Raw genomic sequence first — 19363 nt, 5'->3', positions numbered from 1 at the left:
ACAGTATTTTATTGAATGCGAAAGACGGATTTTACAGCCGTCATTACCGGGTAATTACATCGAAGCATTAGAAGCCCTGATTATCTCTGAAAAGGAAAAAGCGGTTATTACTGACCAAAGAGATGAAGCACTTCGGACAAAATCACAAATCAGTCGCACTCGTGAAGCTTCTGCAATGGGCAAACTTAGTGTGGCTACGCGTAAAAATAGAGAACTTACCGAACGACTAGGAGAAAGTGTTAAACATGCCACCATCACAGCCGTAAAGAATGCCACAGGGAAAGAATATAAGTTTGCTCCACTTCGCAGATGGTGTCGTGAGAACCAGGTGGAAGCAACCGAAGTACCGGATATTCGTTATGGTCAGGTTAAGTCATGGCCTGCTAAATCATGGCTACAGGTATACGGCATCAATCTGAAATCGTTATTTACTAATAGCCAACGTATTCACTAGAAATTGACAGCTATTTGGTGTTTCTGAATCACTCAAAAAAAGACCAGCGCAAGGCTGGCCAACACCAGGGAAAATGTTGCTGTTAACCAACACACAACGGAAACAATGCTATCACAAATAACCTTATAAATAATAATGTTTTAATCAACATTTACATTCATGTAATCAATAACCGGAGAAATCCTATGAATAATATCCATGAATACCGAACAACGTTACATCATGTAAAAGCTGGTATACAGGTTATTTATCATGGTGAGATGATGAAAATAATTAGATTGAAGGAGAAAAAATTAACAAACAAGAGGTTGATATATCAATTTGATACCGATGGAGAAAGTAAAACATTAACCGGAAATGGCGGCAAGAAAATCACTGTATTAGAAAAAATAGACGACTTGCATAAAAGTAAAAGCTGGTATGTTTAGGAGATGAAGTGAAGTATGACCTGATACTCCCAGACCCACCCTGGCAATACCAAAACAAAGCATCAAACGGCGCAGCAAATAAATCCTAATACTCTTCCCCACAAATCATATGCCCTGACCTAACAAAGCACGAAGATAAACTTTTCGCTCTTCGTTATTGGTTTTCTGTGGGGCAATGAAGCGCCTGAGAATAGTGTGAGTTTTTGAATGAGGATAAATAAACATGATTACTTTAGCGGAATGGAACGCTCGAAGGGACAGGCCACGCCGAATGGATACCGTCAGAATTTGGGCAAGAAATGGACTAATTCAGCCCCCACCCATCAAGGACGGTAGAGAATACCTTGTCGAAGAATACGCCGTCAAAGTCAACAGTCTTAACGAAATTAGCCATCAGAGTTTGTTATTACGAAGGATAGGTCATGACCAGAACCAGAAAAATAAAAAATCGGGATTTGCCCCCTAACCTGTACAAAAGAAACGGGTATTATTCCTATAGAGACCCGCGTACACGGAAAGAATACGGTTTGGGTAGAAACAAAGCCTATGCAATTAACGAGGCTATCAGTGCTAATCAGTTATTACTCAATGACGAAAAGGTAAAGCCACTAACAGAAAGGATCGATGGACAAGGAGCTGTCTATTTCCATGAGTTTTTAGATAGATATGAAGAAATATTGAAAACAAGAGGATTAAGGGAAAAAACATTAAAAGATTATAAAAGTAAAGTATTAGCGATAAGAAAAGGAATTCTTGACGCACCAATAGAAAATATTTCTACTAAAATAATTAGCGACTTTATTTATTCATATATAATGAACGATAAGCCATCGGCTGCTAAGCAAATAAGGGGAACTTTGAATGATATTTTCAAGGAAGCTCTTTACACGGACATCATAAAAATTAACCCTGTATCTCAAACAAAAAATCCAAAAATTAAAATTCAGCGAGCAAGGTTGTCTCTCGATGACTTTAATACTATTTTGAGTTTAATAAATGACAATCATCATTGGTTGAGTCAAGCAATGAAACTTGCTTTAGTTACGGGGCAAAGAGTATCTGATATTGATATTGCAAAAATGGAATGGAAAGATATATATGATAGGAAACTATGGATTGTTCAACAAAAAACCGAAACTAAAATAGCAATTCCTTTAGATCTTGAAATTGAGTCTACAAAATTAATCAATATTTTGAAAAACATTAATCATGTAGCTGACTTTGTTATCACAAAAAATAAAAAACAAATTACAGCAGTAAGAATATCAACCGAATTTGCAAAATTTAGGGATAAAACAAAGTTAACATGGGAAGGATCTCCCTCGACTTTTCATGAAATTAGAAGCTTGTCGGCAAGACTGTATACTGAAAAAATGGGTAATAATTTTGCTCAAAAATTATTAGGCCATAAATCAGCAGAAATGACAGCTAAATATCAGGATGAAAGGAATAATAGTTGGATTGAAATTTAAAATTATAGTGAGTGAATAATGAATTATTGTGATAATTTATTTCTATCTATCTATCTATCTGATATATAAGTATTTTAAATTCATGAAACTTATACAATATAAGACTCGGATTTTTAAATCTAAAATCTTGGTTCTTGATTACCTTATGACCAAACAGTGATTATTTTCATTTTTACACTTTACAACTAAGATAAGCCCCGCTATTATTCCGCTCGTTGTGAAGCGCACAGCCAATTCCTCCATAGTTCAGTTGGTAGAACAGCGGACTGTTAATCCGTATGTCACTGGTTCGAGCCCAGTTGGAGGAGCCAAACAATCTTAACTTATACTTTTGTTATTACTTTTATAACTTATTAGTTTGATACAGGTTAATCTGCTATTTAATATAGCTATTTTGCTTTTTTCACTTTATCATCTCTAGTTAACATACTCACAACTCATCTTTTTCATTATCTACTTTTAAGATGGAGTCAATTTAATGACCCAAATCACGACAACTATTAAAATTCGCCGCCCAGACGACTGGCATGTTCATTTTAGAGATGATGATATATTAAAACTTGTTGTGCCGTATACTAGCCGATTTTTTGGTCGAGCTATTGTTATGCCAAACTTGGTACCGCCAATTACTGATATTGTTCAAGCAAAATCTTATCGAAAAAGGATACTTGATGCGATCCCTGCAGAACATTCATTTACACCATTAATGACCTGCTACCTAACCGATTCCACTGACACCCAAATAGTAGAAGAAAGCTTCAATCAGGGGATATTTACTGCCTGTAAACTTTACCCAGCCAACGCAACGACTAACTCTAAATATGGGGTATCAAAGATAGCCAATATTTATCCCGTTTTTGCCAAAATGGAAAAAATAGGTATGCCACTATTAGTTCACGGTGAAGTCACAAACAGTGATATTGATATTTTTGATTGCGAAGCCTATTTTATTGATCAAACGATGGAGACTATTAGAAAAGATTTCCCCAGCCTAAAAATTGTGTTTGAACACATTACCACTAAAGAAGCCGTTCAATATGTACTTGCTGGTAATGAAAAGCTGGCTGCGACCATCACACCACAACATTTAATGTTTAACAGAAATCATATGTTAGTTGATGGCATTAAACCTCATTTATATTGTCTACCTGTTTTAAAGCGCGACATCCATCAAAAAGCATTACATGAAGCAATAACAACAGGTTGTCAACGCTTTTTCCTTGGCACAGATAGTGCACCCCATACACAAAATAGAAAAGAGTCTGCCTGTGGTTGTGCCGGTGTTTTTAATGCACCTACTGCCCTTACAGCTTATGCTACCGTTTTTGATGAAATGAATGCGATGGAAAACTTTGAAGCGTTTTGTTCATTAAACGGCGCTAAATTTTATGGCTTACCTGTTAATGAAGGGTTTATTGAATTTAAACGTAAAAAAGTAATTATCCCTGACAAAATTTCCCAAGGTGAAAATCATTTAATTCCTTTTTTAGCAAATGAAGATGCTAATTGGGAAATCAATGTACTATAATTCTCTACTATAAAGTTACCATGGCAATGGTTGATTATTAATTTATCAACCACGGTCATCTTTTATCATATGATTTGTGCTTAAAAAAACAGCTAGTTCATTAAAAATAACGCTATTATCGAGGTTTATTTTACTAACAATATATTATTTATAAACAATATAAGCTCATACGTTAGTTAATCTGTTTATCAAAAAAATTCTATAAAATAAACAATAAAACTAATAAAAATTCAGAAAGATAATGGATATACTTTCTGAAAAGCGTTATTAATAAAGCTAAATTATATAAATAAACTAAATCAATTAATAAACAATATTAAGCTAATATGGGTATTCAATTAAATACTTACTATGATATTTTAATTATATAACAGTAAGACATTTACAAAATTTTATCGTTATTTCTTATTTTACTTATAGCAAGAAACCAATAAGAAATTTATCATTTATCTATTACTTAGACAAGGATGTTTTGTAATGAAAATTTTAATCATTGACGAATGTTATTATACAAGATTAGGCATCAGTGAATATTTATCAAAAATCAATAAACTGCAGTTTATTAGTCAAGATAATATTAACTCTGCCATTAATCATATTAATAATTTTTCTCCTGATGTTGTTTTAGCCAATTTAACACATTATTGTCATCATGCAGAGTATTGTAATCAACTACAAACATTTATTGAAAAACTACATAATGTACGTTTCTATATTTATCTTGACTCTCCTTAGCCTTTCACGAATCGGCCCATCTTACTAAAAAATCAATGCTTTATTATGTCTAAAAAAATATTAAATCACATATTAGAACGTTTAATAGAAACCAATAGCATATTAAAAAATATCACTTATTTATCCAATGACAATGCATCTATTTTTAGTTATCAAGAGCAAAAATTGGATGAATGCAGTACCTAATCACGTTATTGCCAGAAAAATTGGAATTAGTAATAGCACTGTGTATTCCCATAAAAGACACATTACTGAAAAAATTTTTGTTAATAATCGAATTGAACTTTTTTTTGTTTATAATATTTTTAAATATATATATTCAAATGATTAAAATATTTTCTATTTACAAAAGGAATACAACTTAATCATATTATAAATAATATAATTAATTTTATTCTTAATTTATATCAATTTTCTTGCTTTGCATTTATTTAAAATGAGTACGACCAATCATTCTCGTGCTCACTATCTTTTATTTCATTTACATCTGATATCATTGATAAAATACTTCAATATATGATCTTTAATAAGTTATACCAACTGCTAAAAAGAAAGACCATATTAAATTGCAGCATATCACCCTCATCAACGGAAAAATGTATAGTAACCCCCTCTTGAAACAAACCAATGTTAAGTAGTGAATGGCGATTAAATATACAACTATAGTTTTAGCTTTGCTAAAAAGATGTCACAATAGATAATATTAATACTGACTAAACAAAACGCAGATGATAAAAGTAACTCCTTTTAAAATTTCATATTTACATCCCCAATATTGGCTAACATGGTTAGGAATTGGGCTCCTTTATTTACTGGTTTTACTGCCTTATCCTGTTATCTATTGGCTAGGAACTCGCCTTGGACGGTTATCCAAATATTTCCTAAAAAAACGCCTACAGATTGCAGAGCGTAATTTAGAACTCTGCTTTCCGGCTATGAGTGCGCAGCAACGCCAGCAAATGATCGATAAAAATTTTGAATCTGTAGGTATGGGATTATTTGAGACAGGTATGGCCTGGTTCTGGTCTGATAAACGGATACAACGCTGGTTTACGATTAAAGGGCAGAATAATATTGAAAAAATTCAGCTGACAGGGCAAGGGATCATCGTAGTAGGAATTCATTTTCTAACGCTCGAATTAGGCGCTCGTATCTTTGGTATATTAAATCCTGGTATTGGTGTTTATCGCCCAAACGACAATCCAGTAATGGATTGGTTGCAGACCCGAGGACGGTTGCGATCTAATAAATTTATGCTTGATCGCAAAGATATAAAGGGCATGATACGCAGCCTAAAACACGGAGAAATTTTGTGGTATGCGCCAGATCACGATTATGGCCCAAGAAAAAGTGTTTTTGTGCCTTTTTTCGCTGTCAAACATACCGCTACCACTATCGGTACCCATATTCTGGCAAAACTTGCCGATCCAGCCATAATACCTTCTACCCCTAGGCGGTTAGCTAACGCAAAAGGTTATGAATTGCTTATCCAACCAGCAATAACCCACTTGCCACAGCAGGATGAAATTTCTACTGCAGCTTTTATGAATAAATTGATTGAGAAACAGATTATGCAAGCGCCCGAGCAATATATGTGGCTACATCGTCGATTTAAAACCAGACCCAAAGATATGCCATCGCTTTATGGTGAGCTTGATAACATACACGATTAATAAAACTACCAGTAACTGTGTTGTCTGACCAATCACTAGGCTTATCCAAACAATTTTTTGCTAATCCACTATCATTAAATTAACTATTGATTAAATGCTAAAATATCACCCTAATATATGATTAAAATGATGGCTTTATCATTTTTTTACTTCAAATTAAATTTGTTGTAAATAATATAATAACAATCAGAAAATGAACATTTATCTTATTTATTTACATGATTTTTAACTATATTTTCTGTTTTAGTCTATCTAAGATAGGAAAAATAATATTTTTGTCGACTTTTTTATAAAAAATGGTTTAAATAAAAGTAAATATAGTTTTCTAATAATTAAACAGAAAATAATATTGCACAATATTGGATTAACAGCAATATTTGAACTGAAAAAGATAATATTTTTATAACCTAAAGCTAATATTTTTTACTTTTATAATTTCACTGGTAGAGTATTGATGGAGAATATTTAGATGCAACGCACAGTAACAAAAACTAAAACCTTCTTTGGTCATCCCTATCCTCTGAGCTCTCTCTTCTTAACTGAGATGTGGGAACGTTTTTCATTTTACGGCGTGCGGCCACTGTTGATCCTCTTTATGAGTGCAACCTTATTCCAAGGAGGAATGGGATTAACAATCGAGCAAGCATCAGCTATTGTTGGTATTTTTGCCGGTGGAGTTTATATTACCTCACTTCCTGGCGGATGGTTAGCTGATAACTGGTTTGGGCAGCGTAAAGCAGTTTGGTATGGCTCACTAATTATTGCATTAGGCCATCTCTCCATCGCGTTTTCTGCAATTTGGGGTAATAGCCTATTTTTTATCGGATTATTATTTATTGTACTTGGAACGGGTTTATTTAAAACCTGTGTTACTGTTATGGTTGGCACTCTGTATAGAAAAGATGATACACGCCGTGATGGCGGATTTTCACTGTTCTATATGGGAATTAACATGGGCTCATTTATTGCACCGTTAATTATTGGACCACTTTATGAAAAATATGGTTGGCATATCGGCTTTGGCCTTGGTGGAATTGGGATGCTGGTTGCTCTACTTATCTTCCGATTTTATGCCGTCCCCCAAATGCGTCGCTACAGTAAAGAAACAGGTATTGATGCTAGTTGGGAACAACCAACCGTCAAGCGTAAAAACATTGGTAAATGGATCACATTTGTAATGGTATTATTGGCCGCTATCGTGATATTTATTGCGACCGACATCGTGCCATTTAATGCTACCATTGTGGCCAAAAGTTTTGCTTATATCATTGTCGCCTTTGTTAGCCTCTATTTTATTTATATGTTTTTCCGGGCAGGATTAAATCAAAATGAGCGGATGCGCTTATTAGTCTGCCTCATCCTACTTATTTCAGCGACATTTTTCTGGTCAGCTTTTGAGCAAAAACCGACCTCATTTAATATTTTTGCTCGTGACTATACTGATCGCCATCTTAATAATGGCTTTGAAATTCCAACTATTTGGTTTCAATCAATTAATGCGCTTTTCATCATCACTCTTGCCCCGCTATTCAGTTGGCTATGGCCAACAATGGCTAAGCACAATATACACCCGACTAGTACCACAAAATTTGCCATAGGTATCTTATTTGCTGCTGCTGGTTTTGTCGTTATGATGGTAGCCGCAAACATAGTTATCATGCATAATGTCAATGTTTCACCTATTTGGTTAATCAGCAGTATATTATTATTAACCTTAGGTGAATTATGTTTAAGTCCAATTGGACTAGCAACAATGACATTACTGGCGCCTAAAAAAATGCGCGGACAAGTCATGGGGCTTTGGTTCTGTGCTAGCGCGTTAGGTAATCTGGTTGCAGGAATTATGGGCGGAAATATCAATAAAGAACACTTACAGTCTATGCCGGCCCTCTTTTCCCGCGTTTCTATTGCCCTAATAATTTGCGCTGCAGTGTTGGCAATCTTAATTATTCCTATCAGAAAAATGCTACAAAACACCGATCAACAAACAATTTAGGCTAAATAATGAATTCCTTCCCCTCGATTCGAAAAATTAAGTGGAGCTATTAATAACGGATAAAAATAAAAATGTTGACTATTTTCAGCATCTTAGAATAGCTATCACCCTAAAACTATATTACAGTAATAAACTAGGCTCAGACGACTCATTTGATATGACAAAATAGCTATCATCTTTTTTGATAAATAGTATTAATTGATTCTAATTCTATTTACCAGCTTACAAGGCAATCACTATGACTATTAAATATGCAGTAATTAGTGGTGGATGTTTTTGGTGTACGGAAGCGATATTTGAACAGGTAATTGGTGTAAAATCGGTAGAAAGCGGATATACCGGTGGAACTGTAGAAAACCCCACTTATGAACAGGTTTGCTCCGGTAATACAGGACATGTAGAAGCTATTCGCATCGCTTTTGATCCACAACAAGTAAACTATAATGAGTTGCTAGCTATCCACTTTGCTACCCATGATCCAACTCAGTTAAACCGACAAGGCAATGATATTGGTAGCCAATATCGTTCCGCTATTTTCTTCACCTCTGCACAACAAAAACAGGCCGCCGAAATAGCGATAAACAATGCTCAACAAACCTATGCAGCACCGATAGTAACGACCTTAGAGCCTTTTAAAAAATGGTATCCAGCAGAAAAATATCATCAAAATTTTTGGCAGAATGAAGGTCAACAGAACAGTTATTGTTTAGCTATAATCCCTGCCAAATTACAAAAACTACGCTCACTTTTTGCTAACAATAGCCGCTCACCATCGTAAGCAAACAGTGAGCTTTTAACAAAAGAAATAATTACCATGGTATTGGGAATTTTTGCTTCTATTTTAATATCGGCAATTATTAATCTTTTATAAATGCTTATTAAAATAACTACTATTTAATCACTATCGCCTACTAATTATTATCTTTTATATTCTAAGTGATAATTTCGCGATTCAGCTATGTTTGTTACCTATACTGCGATGCAAGACTTTTAATTCGCCTAAAGTTGTGACTTGTTTTTTTATATCATAATAATTAACGTCATTATGATTCATTTTATCAATTAGTTTATCTAAATCTTTTTTATTAATATATATTTTATCAGAATTAGAAACCACTTTATAAAGCTTAGTTATTGCCATTCTCATTGTATCCTTACCATTATCCCGATTACTACGTCCATAATTTTCCATGTGAGGATCATCTGGTTGATAGTTAGCAGCCGCACTATTTTTTACACTAGCCAATTGAACCGATAATGCCTTAGTGTGGCTAATATCACTAACTGTGGCATTCATAGAACTGTCACTTGATAATCGAATATAACCATGTTTATTACCAATACCGAAATTATTCATACACTTTACCTAATAGAAATTAATTATTAATAAATATATGGAAGCGTAAAATTTATACTATTTCATATTAGGCTTAAAACCAAAATCCGCTTAATAGAACATTTAACCTTCATTAATCAGCTTCTTTTTTTAAACAGTATTGGCACTTTCGACTAAATTAAAAATAAAGGTTTCGTCCTAATAAAACAGATTCCCGCTAAAATCAATAGCTGTTTACCATACAATTGCTATCAGTTGCTTTGAACAAATTGAAGCAATCTTACTGGGGCAACACCAAAAAATTATTCTTTAAAGGATATTTAAATGTTCAACTATAAATATACAATTACAATTCTCTGGCGCAGTTTTTTCACAGGCATCATAAATAAATCCAAAAGGCCCATCTTCTTTTTTTCATAGATTACCTACAGTTTGAATGGTAAACTCTTTTTCAATTTCATTTTCATTCTTTAAAACAAATTTCATATCTAGGGTTTTATCATCACCAACTAAATAGATATAATGCTGAAACTTGCTAGAAGCCGACTGACTTTCCTGTATTGCAAGTGCCATTTCAAAAGATTGTACCGCTGCTTTTTCTACAATAATGCCTTGCAACACCCCACGCCACTCTCCATTTATTCCATCTGCGCTGAAAACACCGCTAGCACCTGCAATTTTCTTTAATGCCGGACAATTTTCAGTGGTCTGAGATATTAGAGAAAAACTAATTAATGATACTGCTATTATCAGGGTTACTATTTTTTTCATGTCAAATGCTCTTTATTTATATATTTTTATAAATTACTATTTATATATTTAAGCAGATCATGATTTGTATACCAAAAATACATTAATAAAATATTATATTAACTAAGATATGATTTTATTAACTTACATTAACAAATTATTTACAAAAATTTCTGTGATATTAAAATAATTTAGTGTTATTAAATTATTTTATTCACTATTTGATTAATAAAATAGTAATCTATATCAGTTTTCAATTTTTTTAATGTATATATTACCTGGTAAAATAATACTATCTTTTATGCTAATCGCTTGCTGATGCCTTAAATCGTATAAATCCAGAAAAATATGTTGTAAGCAGGAATGAGGTTTAACTACTCAATTATTGATTGTTAAAGATTATACTTAACATCATAACTGAATAGTAATAAATAAAAAATTGAGGGATATTTGGCTAAATATCGATATTAAAGTAAAAATAAATTAATATTATCTTTAAATTACAATAAGTATTAATAATCAAGAAATAGACTTTATAATTTGTTAAAATGGAAGAAAAAAAACGCATTCTACAAAAATGACTCGCAAAATATTTTCTTTCGTGGTAAATATTAAGAAAAGCAGCGTTAACCACGCCGCCTTCATTTTACTAAATCAAACATTAACTTTATCATCTTAATGCTTGTTGTATGCTCTTTTCAAAGTCGTCCCAATTACATAAGCCACTTTCATCAATTGGACAATTCTCAAGCGATAAAGTGACCTGTTTTGGTGGGTTATTTAATGTCAATGGCGTCCCATCGCGCAATTGATTTACTGACTGATAAATATATTCAACTTTTAGATAATCTTTATTAGTTTTCTTATTATGCCAGCGCTGAAACACTAATTTGCCACCAATTGGTGTGTTTTCATATTGTTCAGGCAACTGATAAGGGGCAAAATCCAGAGCAGACATGACTGATGCAATATTTGTATCATGACCAAACATCATCAATAATTTTGATCCTTCATTATTCTTTTATTCAACAAAATGCAAATTTATGTAGCTTAATAAAGGCTTAGCTATATTTTAGTTGCAAATGCAACTGCATGATAGCCATTTTTAATTTCATTAAGTGTTTTCCATTGCTCCGGTGTATTAATTGATCCCCAAGCAACATTTTTTGTAGCAAATCCTTGGTAATACTGCAGATCAAAAACGTCTACAGCGGCTGTCGCTAATCCTAACCGTCCAAACACAAGTGGCTGTTTATCTGCACTAATAATCATCTTATTGGGGTACTAACCAGCTCACACAACTTGTCTTTTTTACATAGTGTTGAATTTTTAAAATCCAAAATAGTGGAAATTTGTTTATAAGCTTCTGCTAAATCTAAATGTACTAATTTTTCTGTCATAGCGGTTATGGCTTGCTGTTTAAATTCTGCACTGTTGTCAGTAATAACTAAGTCAAAAATAGGATCCAATTTTCCTTTAGCCATATCTGTTCGATAAAAAACTTTAATCGAACAATCAGGAAAAGCACCAGTAATAAAAGATTGTGCTGTGGCAATAGTGCACTGTAGATTGTTCGCATAAATATAAACATTATTTGAGTCTGGACATTGATCTGACCGCAATAGCCCTACTCTATCAAACCAAGACCCAAAGTAATTTCCCATATAAATCTCTAATTGGCGGCCTTTATTGGTAAGATTTCCATCTTTAGTATGCCAAATAGGCCAAAAGTTTATTCGTTGCGCGGGCTAATATATCCTCATATATTATTGGTGCTCTTAAATTATGCCTACTTAAAATTAATACCTTAGTCAATTCATAATCTTGAAATTTTTCTAACGAATAACTTACTGGCGATATTAAAATTAACAGAAGCCATATCATTAATCTTTTTTTCATCTTTTCAACGCTCCTTTAAAGTTCATTATAATTTATTTTATTAATAAAACTTTATTTAGATGGAGTCAATTAAAAATAAATTTCATTTACCATAAAATTTTGACTTTGCTTGTTTTTAAGAATATTTATTAATTTCCACTTCAATTACATGAAATAAGATGGTATTTGATAATACATTTTGCTTATATTACAAACAACATAATCATTAACATAATTAATTTTTATTTAATGTCGGATAATTATTTACATACCTTTAACAAGCAGGCATTACAATCAGAATAATATACTAATTAGGGTAATGTTTTAGTGAAAAAACTAAAACCTTCCGCCAATTACAACGCATTAATTACAAGATTGATATTACAAAAATAAAATTCTATATAATATCTATTATTATATAAAATAAAAATTATCGATTATTAAATTAATAAAATTTAACTTTTACATAATTGCAAAAAAAGCCAGCATCGCCAAAATGACTGGCTTTAAACACACAAGAAAAAAATATTTTTTGATAAAATTACTTGTCTTAATCTCATAAACGAGAGTAAAAAAATCAGTATTTTTAAATAGTGTTTATTTTAATCAATCTATAAGCATATAATTCACTATTAATTAATAATAAATTATATGAGCGATAAATTAGCAACCAAAAATATTACAAATCTATTAATTGACTTCAAATTATCTTTTATATCTGTGCCTTAATCATTATTAAATTTTCACAAAAAATACTCATATTGCAAAAAACCATGATGTAATAATCCCTAAGTGTTGGCCCCAATCATGCCATAAAAATAATGCTGGTTTAGACTAAAGCTATTTTTATTGTTTAATATGCTTTAGTAAAAATTATGCTAATAAAATATTTATCTATAACTTTTCTAATTATGGTAAACATAAAATACCGATAATAAGAAAATTCATAGGTCAGAACAGCTGACGATTTAACACTATTAACAATGAAGATACCATATTGCTTAAACGTGTTAGCGGTACATTTTTCATTGTCCTCGAATTGAGTAAAATTTAATCCCTCAAGTAATAAGCATAAAAAAAAAATATAAATCTTAGTTAACGTAATCATTATAAATTAAACCAAAAAAAAATTTATGGAATAAATCATACCTAAAATAGTCATATAAAAAATTTTCTATTTTTAAACTCATGCTTCTATTTTACAACTCGATAACCATAAAAATATCACAACTTACTTTAAAAGAGTAAGCGATTTTTAACTAAAATACTAAATTAAACAAGTAAATTTTAACTTTATAATATCGTTTTTAAAGCCATATTTAAATTTATAAAAAAGCAAATACAACCCCATTTGCTATTCTTACTGATATTTAATTACTAAATAATTTTTTTGTGTACTGCTGGCACACTTTGCTTCTTACTCCTTTCTCATTAAAATATCTATCAACGTAGCATTTTTTATCCTTTATGTCACAAAAAACTCCATTATCAAATGTAAAGGCGGTTTTATCAAATGAACCTTGAGACAATAAGCGCTTAGCTTGTATTTTGCCTAAATATTTTTCTGTTAAACTGACTGATACTCCTTCAATTCTATCAGCGCATATGTATCTATCACACAATACATTAGGTGCTGGTGAAGTAAGTAATTTTGGTGATATGGCCAAAGTAAAAGTTGAATAGAAATATAAAACCACACTTAGTAACAATAATGTAAAATTTTTCATAAAAATACTCATCATTTAACCTCTAACTAAAAAATATAAATAAAGTATCTAATACAAAACTGATAAAACTACACATAAATTTCTATTTTACCTTTTGCCGAGTAAAAATAGAGCCATGGCACAACCCAAACGATTATTTAACATTAATGTAATAAAATGTTATTTACAATTAATCCATTGAACTTATTTAATTAAATTATGTATCAAATATAAAATACCATACGATGATAAAATCATCGATTTAACCATTTTAGATAGCTATTATATTAAATATTTTAACAATTTTATATTCATTATCAATTAATTACATGATGGTTATAATACTTGTCTAAATTTAGCAAAATGAGCATTAATTATGTAAAAATAGTGTTAACATCATCTCATTACAATCTTTATCTCTATTATTTTTATAATCATAAACAAATAATCACAAAATGTAGAAAATGATCCTATAAAATCTACATAACGAAAAAATAAGAGTGAAAATTACTATAAAAAAATACTACAATTAGTTAAAGTAAGCATAGTTAACAACATTATGCTTATGCTTTAGTGCCTTAATTTAATAAATTAATAACATTATGTGCAGAACTGTTTTATTACAGATGACTAATTCCTAACGCTAAATTTTTTGGCAAAATAACATAAAAATTAGAATATTACGTCATTTATTTATTTTGTTAATTGAATAGCAAGTCAATTAACAAACGGACTAATTATCAGGGTATATTATGAATACATCCATTATCTATACCGAATCTTCGATGAACTTTGGTGGCCAAGAAGCTCAAGCTTTACTACAAATGAAAGGCCTAATACATCGAGGCTTTAACGTAACTTTAGCTTGCCATATTGACAGCAAAATTGCACATGAAGCAAAAAAAAACAATATTCCTATCTATCATGTTTCATTTACTAATAGCGCTAATCCTACGTCAATCATGCGTCTACGCAAACTACTACGCCAGCAGCAAACAATTTTAGCCGTTTGTCACAGTGGCCATGATGCGAATAACCTTGCCATCGCAGTAAAAACATTAGCTAAGAAACAACGACCATGTGTACTGCGACAAAAAACCTATCTGTCGGGTAAAATAAAAGCCTTCAGTATGAATTACTTATTCGATTACGTCATTGTACCCAGCGAACCAATGCGAAAAACATTATTGCAATCTGGTTGTATGCCACAAAAGGTGAAGGTTGTTCATCCTGGATTTGATTTTTCTAAAATGGTTGCCGAAAATCATACACCTGTCGCTGATAGTGTTTTAACTTGGATAAACGATGGAACAGCGCCAATAATAATTCAAGTCGGTATGCTAAGAGAAGAAAAAGGACATGATATTATTTTAGCAGCACTCGCCCAATTAAAGCGTCAAGGCCGTTCATTTCGTTATTTAATTATTGGTGATGGCGCTTGTAAGGCTAAATTACAGAAAAAAATTATCGACTATGATTTAGAGCCTGAAACACTGCTAGCCGGTATTGTTTTTCCTTCTTCTGCCATATATTCATATGCATCTTTAACCGTAATTCCTTCTACTAGGGAAACGTTTGGTATGGTAGCGGTTGAATCACTTTTTTTTGCTGTGCCCGTCTTTGCTAATAATGTGAATGGGCTACCTGATATTATCCAACATAAAAGCAATGGACTATTAATACCACCATCGGATATCAACAATTGGGTAGCAGCTATTGATGATTTTCTACAACAACCTAAAAAATATCAAGAAATGGCACAACGAGGACAACTTCAGGTAACCCAAAAATTTTCAATCGAGTCATGCTTATTTCGTCTATTACAAATTGGCAAAGTATCTGAGATTAATTCTCATAATAAAGCCTCTCAGGAGCGAATAAATAATTAACGTAATCTAAATTAAATAAAAATTCTGTACTGATAGCTAATTTATCAACTAATGCTGACAGCTAACTCTATTTGTCTTATAATTATAAAAATTACTAATATTCTCTTTTTTTAATAATTATTTGATCGATTAATTATATAACATTAACATTTATGTAATATTTAAATACTTGCCATTATGCTAACAATTGAGTAAAAATAGTTAACTACGTATTAATCAATGATTTTATTAATATAATGAATGCAACAACTATTCCTATTCTTATGTATCATCATGTTAGCCCGTCTCCCGGGTTAGTTACTTTATCACCGAAAACTTTCACACAACAGATGACATGGCTCGCTAATAGCGGCTGGAAAACCCTTTCTGTACATGAATTAGAACAATTTTATCAGGGAAAACCTTTTCCCCGAAAGAGTGTCATAATCACGTTTGATGATGGTTATTTAGACAATTGGGTTTACGCTTTTCCTGTATTAGAACGATTGCAGCTAAAAGCCAGTATTTTTCTCATTACAAAAGATATAGGTAATGGTCAGGCTAGAAAACTATCTAACATTGAATATTCACACCGTAAATGTGAAGCGAAAATCCGTAACGGCCAAGCCGATGATGTTATGCTGAGATGGTCGGAAATTGAACATATGCAAGCTAGTGAATTAATCGAATTCCATAATCACACTCACTCACATTTACGTTGGGATCAATTAGAAACTAATATTGAAAGACGTCATGCAGCATTAATTAAAGATATTGAACAATGCCGTAATACCCTTATCCAACAACTTGGTTATTGCAGTCAACATCTATGTTGGCCACAAGGATTTTATACTCGAGACTACGCCAAAATTGCAAAAGAATTGGGATTTAACTATCTCTATACAACAGAGCGTCGTGTAAATAAAGCCTGCCAACCAGAAACTTGGCGATTAGGACGAATTAGCACCAAAGAAAGAGAAGATACTCAGTGGCTAAAACGCCGTCTTTTCTATTACACTACGCCAGTTATATCATCACTTTATGCTTTCATAAAGGACCCAGATATACTTAACTAAATAAGTTGTCTTTACCTTAAACAATAGCCAGTTGATAAAAGACTACCGTTTACCATTATTCTAAATAATTTTTATTTGCAGGTACGGGTTTCTAATTGAATGGTTAAGCTTTCAATACGCTCGGCCATTTCTTTGGTTAATTTGGTTAACTCTGTATTTTGTTGAAGTAATACAAACAACTGTTCAGCGTTATATTCTGCAATAGCTTGTCTTTGCGCCATTGCCTCAGCTAAATCTTCTCTGTGTTGAACATCTGCAATCGCATGCGCTTGATCACGTTCAGATTGGCGAGTTTGAACAAGTAATATTAACGGAGCTGCATAGGCCGCCTGCAGACTAAAAGCTAAATTTAGTAAAATAAACGGATAGGGATTAAATTTAGTTATCCCAGCTATACTAAAGTAGATCCACACAACCACAACAACAGTTTGTCCAACTAAAAAACCAGGAGTGCCAAAAAAACGCGCAAACGCTTCTGCTTTAAGAGCAAACCATTCATCACCAAATGTATGATTGAAGCCCTTTAAAGGCTGATAAAAGCGAAATTTTTTATGTTCCGACATACCTACCTACTCCCATATGATAAAAATCATTCTAATTAGCTGACTGCAAACCACATTTAAAACTAAAAGCAATAAACTGAGCAAATACAATATAAATAAAAAGTATAAACCAATTTTCTGGCATTGCAGGGACAGTGCTAACTAGCCTGATTATTATTTTATTAAGATAATTTTATTTATTATCAATTTTATTGTTAAATACTCATATCTTTATTTCATAAGCTTTAATTTAATATCCCCTTCAAGGAATGGCTATTCACAATCAACATAACATTAGCTACTATGAATGAAAGAAATAAACATCAAAATATTAATTAAATGGAAAAAAGTTTTATATCAAAAAAATAAATTTATTAAATGATATAATTTCACCATATTGCAATATTTAGTAAATATATAAAAATATCCTTTATTTTTTCTACAAATAAAGTGAAAGTAGTTAATCTTTTTACAAAATAATGTAGAAATTTATATGGATAAAAAAAATATGTGTCTAATTACTGCAAAATGAATCAAATATACTGGAATAATGCCGTTTGGTAAGTAAATAGTGGTGTAATGATACTGAGCCAGGATACCCGAAGCCAGATAAGGATAAATTTTCCTTAATAAAGAACAAAAGATTGCTAATAGAGAATTGTAAAATAAATTTCAATAACCTGCTGTTTTTTTATTCTCTAAAAATAGACTATTTTTAATCTGATCTAATAGATGAAAAATTACGGAAAATCAACTATTAGATCAAAAGAAATTTATATTATTACTATATTAGCTTTACTATTTTAATTAATAATTTTTCCATTATAATTAAAATAATATTCCATAAATTAATAATGGGAATTTTATTCATACCACTGGCTTTCTTTGCTCGAAGTCAAATCGTTAATATTTTAATTACGATATAAACAAGTTAAAATTATTAACTAAATTTAAACAAACTGACAGTTGTCCATTATTTATATGATATCTGTCAGATTAAATTTAATGCAAAACTTTTCCTCAAAAGAATAATAAAACATTCTTTTACATAAAATGAGACTCATTGAATCTTCATTAATGACTTATTGGTTTAGCCTTATCTATTTAATTCTGGTTTCTGTAAATATCAATTTGACTAAATGAGCTTACTAACCATATCAAATAGCTTTATAGATTGATGGGATAAAAATAACAGTGAACAATTCGATATAATACATTGTAGCAAGATTGCAATAACCTATTGTACATAATGAAATTTACTAATTTGTTGGATTGATAAAGATTTGTCTGTGCTTAAAAGACGCGACTAAAACGAAAATGGCGGAGGAGGAGAGATTCGAACTCTCGGATGGTTTCCCATCGGCGGTTTTCAAGACCGCTGCCTTCAGCCGCTCGGCCACCCCTCCACAATGCCAAGAACTATAAACACAGCTTGAATAGTTGTAAAGCCTTATATAATTTAATCGCTATATACTTATTCTATTAAGTAATTATTCGCTTAATTTATCGGCATTTTACTAATATACTTGGGTGAAGAGTTCAATTTTGTTAAATTAACCATCCATTTTTTTAAGCTTAGAAATATCATATGTTTATATTTGAAGGTCGTGAAATTAACACTGATGCCGACGGTTACCTTAAAAATAGCCAAGAATGGTGTGAATCCATGGTATATCTACTAGCCAAACAAGAGAATATTACATTAACGGAGCAACACTGGGAAATTATTCGCTTCATTCGTGAATTTTATCTCGAATTCAATACCTCGCCGTCTATTCGTATGTTAGTAAAGGCAATTGCTAAAAAATATGGTGAGGTTATTGGTAATAGCCGCTATCTTTATCGCCTTTTTCCAAAAGGACCAGCGAAACAAGCAACAAAACTTGCAGGTTTACCTAAGCCAGTAAAATGTATTTGAGTT

The 19363-nt window shown here is 31.7% G+C and carries 19 protein-coding genes, 2 tRNA genes and 1 pseudogene; 14 read left to right on the top strand and 8 right to left on the bottom strand.

Features of this window, described 5'->3' with window-relative positions:
* The 11 genes and pseudogenes from AC01GB_RS14205 to msrA form a co-directional block, all read left to right on the top strand.
* A pseudogene (locus AC01GB_RS14205) lies at window positions 1-454 on the top strand (ORF6N domain-containing protein); the annotation flags it as partial.
* 185 nt (window positions 455-639) lie between these two features.
* Window positions 640-882 (top strand): hypothetical protein, encoded by a 243-nt coding sequence (locus tag AC01GB_RS14200; RefSeq protein WP_474451167.1) that lies wholly within the window; start codon window positions 640-642, stop codon window positions 880-882.
* A gap of 223 nt (window positions 883-1105) precedes the next feature.
* The gene (locus tag AC01GB_RS14195; protein ID WP_474449909.1) at window positions 1106-1348 is read left to right on the top strand and encodes an excisionase; all 243 of its coding nucleotides are present in this window, start codon (window positions 1106-1108) and stop codon (window positions 1346-1348) included.
* A complete protein-coding gene (locus tag AC01GB_RS14190; protein WP_474452312.1) occupies window positions 1305-2354 on the top strand; it encodes a tyrosine-type recombinase/integrase in 1050 nt (349 codons plus the stop codon). Before AC01GB_RS14195 ends, AC01GB_RS14190 begins: the two co-directional genes overlap by 44 nt.
* A 235-nt stretch (window positions 2355-2589) precedes the next feature.
* Window positions 2590-2665: transfer RNA gene (locus AC01GB_RS14185), tRNA-Asn, on the top strand.
* 167 nt (window positions 2666-2832) lie between these two features.
* Window positions 2833-3882: a dihydroorotase gene (gene pyrC, locus AC01GB_RS14180; protein ID WP_474452311.1), complete on the top strand. Its 1050-nt coding sequence runs from the start codon at window positions 2833-2835 to the stop codon at window positions 3880-3882.
* 477 nt (window positions 3883-4359) lie between these two features.
* Window positions 4360-4617: a hypothetical protein gene (locus AC01GB_RS14175; protein ID WP_474452310.1), complete on the top strand. Its 258-nt coding sequence runs from the start codon at window positions 4360-4362 to the stop codon at window positions 4615-4617.
* Window positions 4618-4744: 127 nt separating this feature from the next.
* The gene (locus tag AC01GB_RS14170) at window positions 4745-4948 is read left to right on the top strand and encodes a LuxR C-terminal-related transcriptional regulator (RefSeq protein ID WP_474452309.1); all 204 of its coding nucleotides are present in this window, start codon (window positions 4745-4747) and stop codon (window positions 4946-4948) included.
* Window positions 4949-5345: 397 nt separating this feature from the next.
* Complete coding sequence (locus AC01GB_RS14165) at window positions 5346-6290, top strand: Kdo(2)-lipid IV(A) acyltransferase (protein WP_474452308.1); 945 nt, start codon at window positions 5346-5348, stop codon at window positions 6288-6290.
* A 469-nt stretch (window positions 6291-6759) separates the two neighbouring features.
* Window positions 6760-8286 (top strand): peptide MFS transporter, encoded by a 1527-nt coding sequence (locus tag AC01GB_RS14160; RefSeq protein ID WP_474452307.1) that lies wholly within the window; start codon window positions 6760-6762, stop codon window positions 8284-8286.
* A gap of 238 nt (window positions 8287-8524) precedes the next feature.
* Window positions 8525-9064, top strand: coding sequence for a peptide-methionine (S)-S-oxide reductase MsrA (gene msrA, locus AC01GB_RS14155; RefSeq protein WP_474452306.1), 540 nt, complete (start codon window positions 8525-8527; stop codon window positions 9062-9064).
* Between the two features lie 174 nt (window positions 9065-9238).
* Here msrA and AC01GB_RS14150 read toward each other — a convergent pair whose 3' ends face one another.
* The 6 genes from AC01GB_RS14150 to AC01GB_RS14125 form a co-directional block, all read right to left on the bottom strand.
* Complete coding sequence (locus tag AC01GB_RS14150; protein ID WP_474452305.1) at window positions 9239-9643, bottom strand: hypothetical protein; 405 nt, start codon at window positions 9641-9643, stop codon at window positions 9239-9241.
* A gap of 393 nt (window positions 9644-10036) precedes the next feature.
* Entirely contained in the window at window positions 10037-10393 is a 357-nt protein-coding gene (locus tag AC01GB_RS14145; RefSeq protein ID WP_474452304.1) for a DUF3757 domain-containing protein, read from the bottom strand.
* 649 nt (window positions 10394-11042) lie between these two features.
* On the bottom strand, window positions 11043-11366 hold the full coding sequence (locus AC01GB_RS14140; protein ID WP_474452303.1) for a histidine-type phosphatase: 324 nt from the start codon (window positions 11364-11366) through the stop codon (window positions 11043-11045).
* Window positions 11367-11437: 71 nt separating this feature from the next.
* On the bottom strand, window positions 11438-11644 hold the full coding sequence (locus tag AC01GB_RS14135; RefSeq protein WP_474452302.1) for a hypothetical protein: 207 nt from the start codon (window positions 11642-11644) through the stop codon (window positions 11438-11440).
* Entirely contained in the window at window positions 11641-12036 is a 396-nt protein-coding gene (locus AC01GB_RS14130) for a histidine-type phosphatase (RefSeq protein WP_474452301.1), read from the bottom strand. The genes AC01GB_RS14135 and AC01GB_RS14130 overlap by 4 nt, the downstream gene beginning before the upstream one ends.
* A gap of 1584 nt (window positions 12037-13620) precedes the next feature.
* Window positions 13621-13977, bottom strand: coding sequence for a YcgJ family protein (locus tag AC01GB_RS14125; protein WP_474452300.1), 357 nt, complete (start codon window positions 13975-13977; stop codon window positions 13621-13623).
* 731 nt (window positions 13978-14708) lie between these two features.
* Here AC01GB_RS14125 and AC01GB_RS14120 point away from each other — a divergent pair.
* Together AC01GB_RS14120 and AC01GB_RS14115 are read left to right on the top strand one after the other, a co-directional pair.
* The gene (locus AC01GB_RS14120) at window positions 14709-15845 is read left to right on the top strand and encodes a glycosyltransferase family 4 protein (protein WP_474452299.1); all 1137 of its coding nucleotides are present in this window, start codon (window positions 14709-14711) and stop codon (window positions 15843-15845) included.
* Between the two features lie 233 nt (window positions 15846-16078).
* Complete coding sequence (locus AC01GB_RS14115; RefSeq protein ID WP_474452419.1) at window positions 16079-16900, top strand: polysaccharide deacetylase family protein; 822 nt, start codon at window positions 16079-16081, stop codon at window positions 16898-16900.
* A 71-nt stretch (window positions 16901-16971) separates the two neighbouring features.
* On the opposite strand, the gene AC01GB_RS14110 is transcribed toward AC01GB_RS14115, so the two are convergent.
* On the bottom strand, window positions 16972-17463 hold the full coding sequence (locus AC01GB_RS14110) for a DUF1003 domain-containing protein (protein ID WP_474452298.1): 492 nt from the start codon (window positions 17461-17463) through the stop codon (window positions 16972-16974).
* A gap of 1297 nt (window positions 17464-18760) precedes the next feature.
* Window positions 18761-18848, bottom strand: a tRNA-Ser gene (locus AC01GB_RS14105).
* Window positions 18849-19030: 182 nt separating this feature from the next.
* Between AC01GB_RS14105 and tusE the strand changes: the two genes are divergently transcribed.
* The gene (gene tusE / locus AC01GB_RS14100; protein ID WP_474452297.1) at window positions 19031-19360 is read left to right on the top strand and encodes a sulfurtransferase TusE; all 330 of its coding nucleotides are present in this window, start codon (window positions 19031-19033) and stop codon (window positions 19358-19360) included.
* The last annotated feature ends 3 nt before the right edge of the window (window positions 19361-19363 follow it).

The sequence above is a fragment of the Candidatus Arsenophonus phytopathogenicus genome (assembly GCF_056113345.1).
This window is presented reverse-complemented; position numbering and strand designations above follow the sequence as displayed.

Bases quoted from the DNA above. Each gene is read 5' to 3' on its own strand.
- AC01GB_RS14200 (WP_474451167.1), top strand. From the start codon at position 640: ATGAATAATATCCATGAATACCGAACAACGTTACATCATGTAAAAGCT.
- AC01GB_RS14195 (WP_474449909.1), top strand. From the start codon at position 1,106: ATGATTACTTTAGCGGAATGGAACGCTCGAAGGGACAGGCCACGCCGA.
- AC01GB_RS14190 (WP_474452312.1), top strand. From the start codon at position 1,305: ATGACCAGAACCAGAAAAATAAAAAATCGGGATTTGCCCCCTAACCTG.
- pyrC (WP_474452311.1), top strand. From the start codon at position 2,833: ATGACCCAAATCACGACAACTATTAAAATTCGCCGCCCAGACGACTGG.
- AC01GB_RS14175 (WP_474452310.1), top strand. From the start codon at position 4,360: ATGAAAATTTTAATCATTGACGAATGTTATTATACAAGATTAGGCATC.
- AC01GB_RS14170 (WP_474452309.1), top strand. From the start codon at position 4,745: ATGACAATGCATCTATTTTTAGTTATCAAGAGCAAAAATTGGATGAAT.
- AC01GB_RS14165 (WP_474452308.1), top strand. From the start codon at position 5,346: ATGATAAAAGTAACTCCTTTTAAAATTTCATATTTACATCCCCAATAT.
- AC01GB_RS14160 (WP_474452307.1), top strand. From the start codon at position 6,760: ATGCAACGCACAGTAACAAAAACTAAAACCTTCTTTGGTCATCCCTAT.
- msrA (WP_474452306.1), top strand. From the start codon at position 8,525: ATGACTATTAAATATGCAGTAATTAGTGGTGGATGTTTTTGGTGTACG.
- AC01GB_RS14150 (WP_474452305.1), bottom strand. From the start codon at position 9,643: ATGAATAATTTCGGTATTGGTAATAAACATGGTTATATTCGATTATCA.
- AC01GB_RS14145 (WP_474452304.1), bottom strand. From the start codon at position 10,393: ATGAAAAAAATAGTAACCCTGATAATAGCAGTATCATTAATTAGTTTT.
- AC01GB_RS14140 (WP_474452303.1), bottom strand. From the start codon at position 11,366: ATGATGTTTGGTCATGATACAAATATTGCATCAGTCATGTCTGCTCTG.
- AC01GB_RS14135 (WP_474452302.1), bottom strand. From the start codon at position 11,644: ATGATTATTAGTGCAGATAAACAGCCACTTGTGTTTGGACGGTTAGGA.
- AC01GB_RS14130 (WP_474452301.1), bottom strand. From the start codon at position 12,036: ATGGGAAATTACTTTGGGTCTTGGTTTGATAGAGTAGGGCTATTGCGG.
- AC01GB_RS14125 (WP_474452300.1), bottom strand. From the start codon at position 13,977: ATGAAAAATTTTACATTATTGTTACTAAGTGTGGTTTTATATTTCTAT.
- AC01GB_RS14120 (WP_474452299.1), top strand. From the start codon at position 14,709: ATGAATACATCCATTATCTATACCGAATCTTCGATGAACTTTGGTGGC.
- AC01GB_RS14110 (WP_474452298.1), bottom strand. From the start codon at position 17,463: ATGTCGGAACATAAAAAATTTCGCTTTTATCAGCCTTTAAAGGGCTTC.
- tusE (WP_474452297.1), top strand. From the start codon at position 19,031: ATGTTTATATTTGAAGGTCGTGAAATTAACACTGATGCCGACGGTTAC.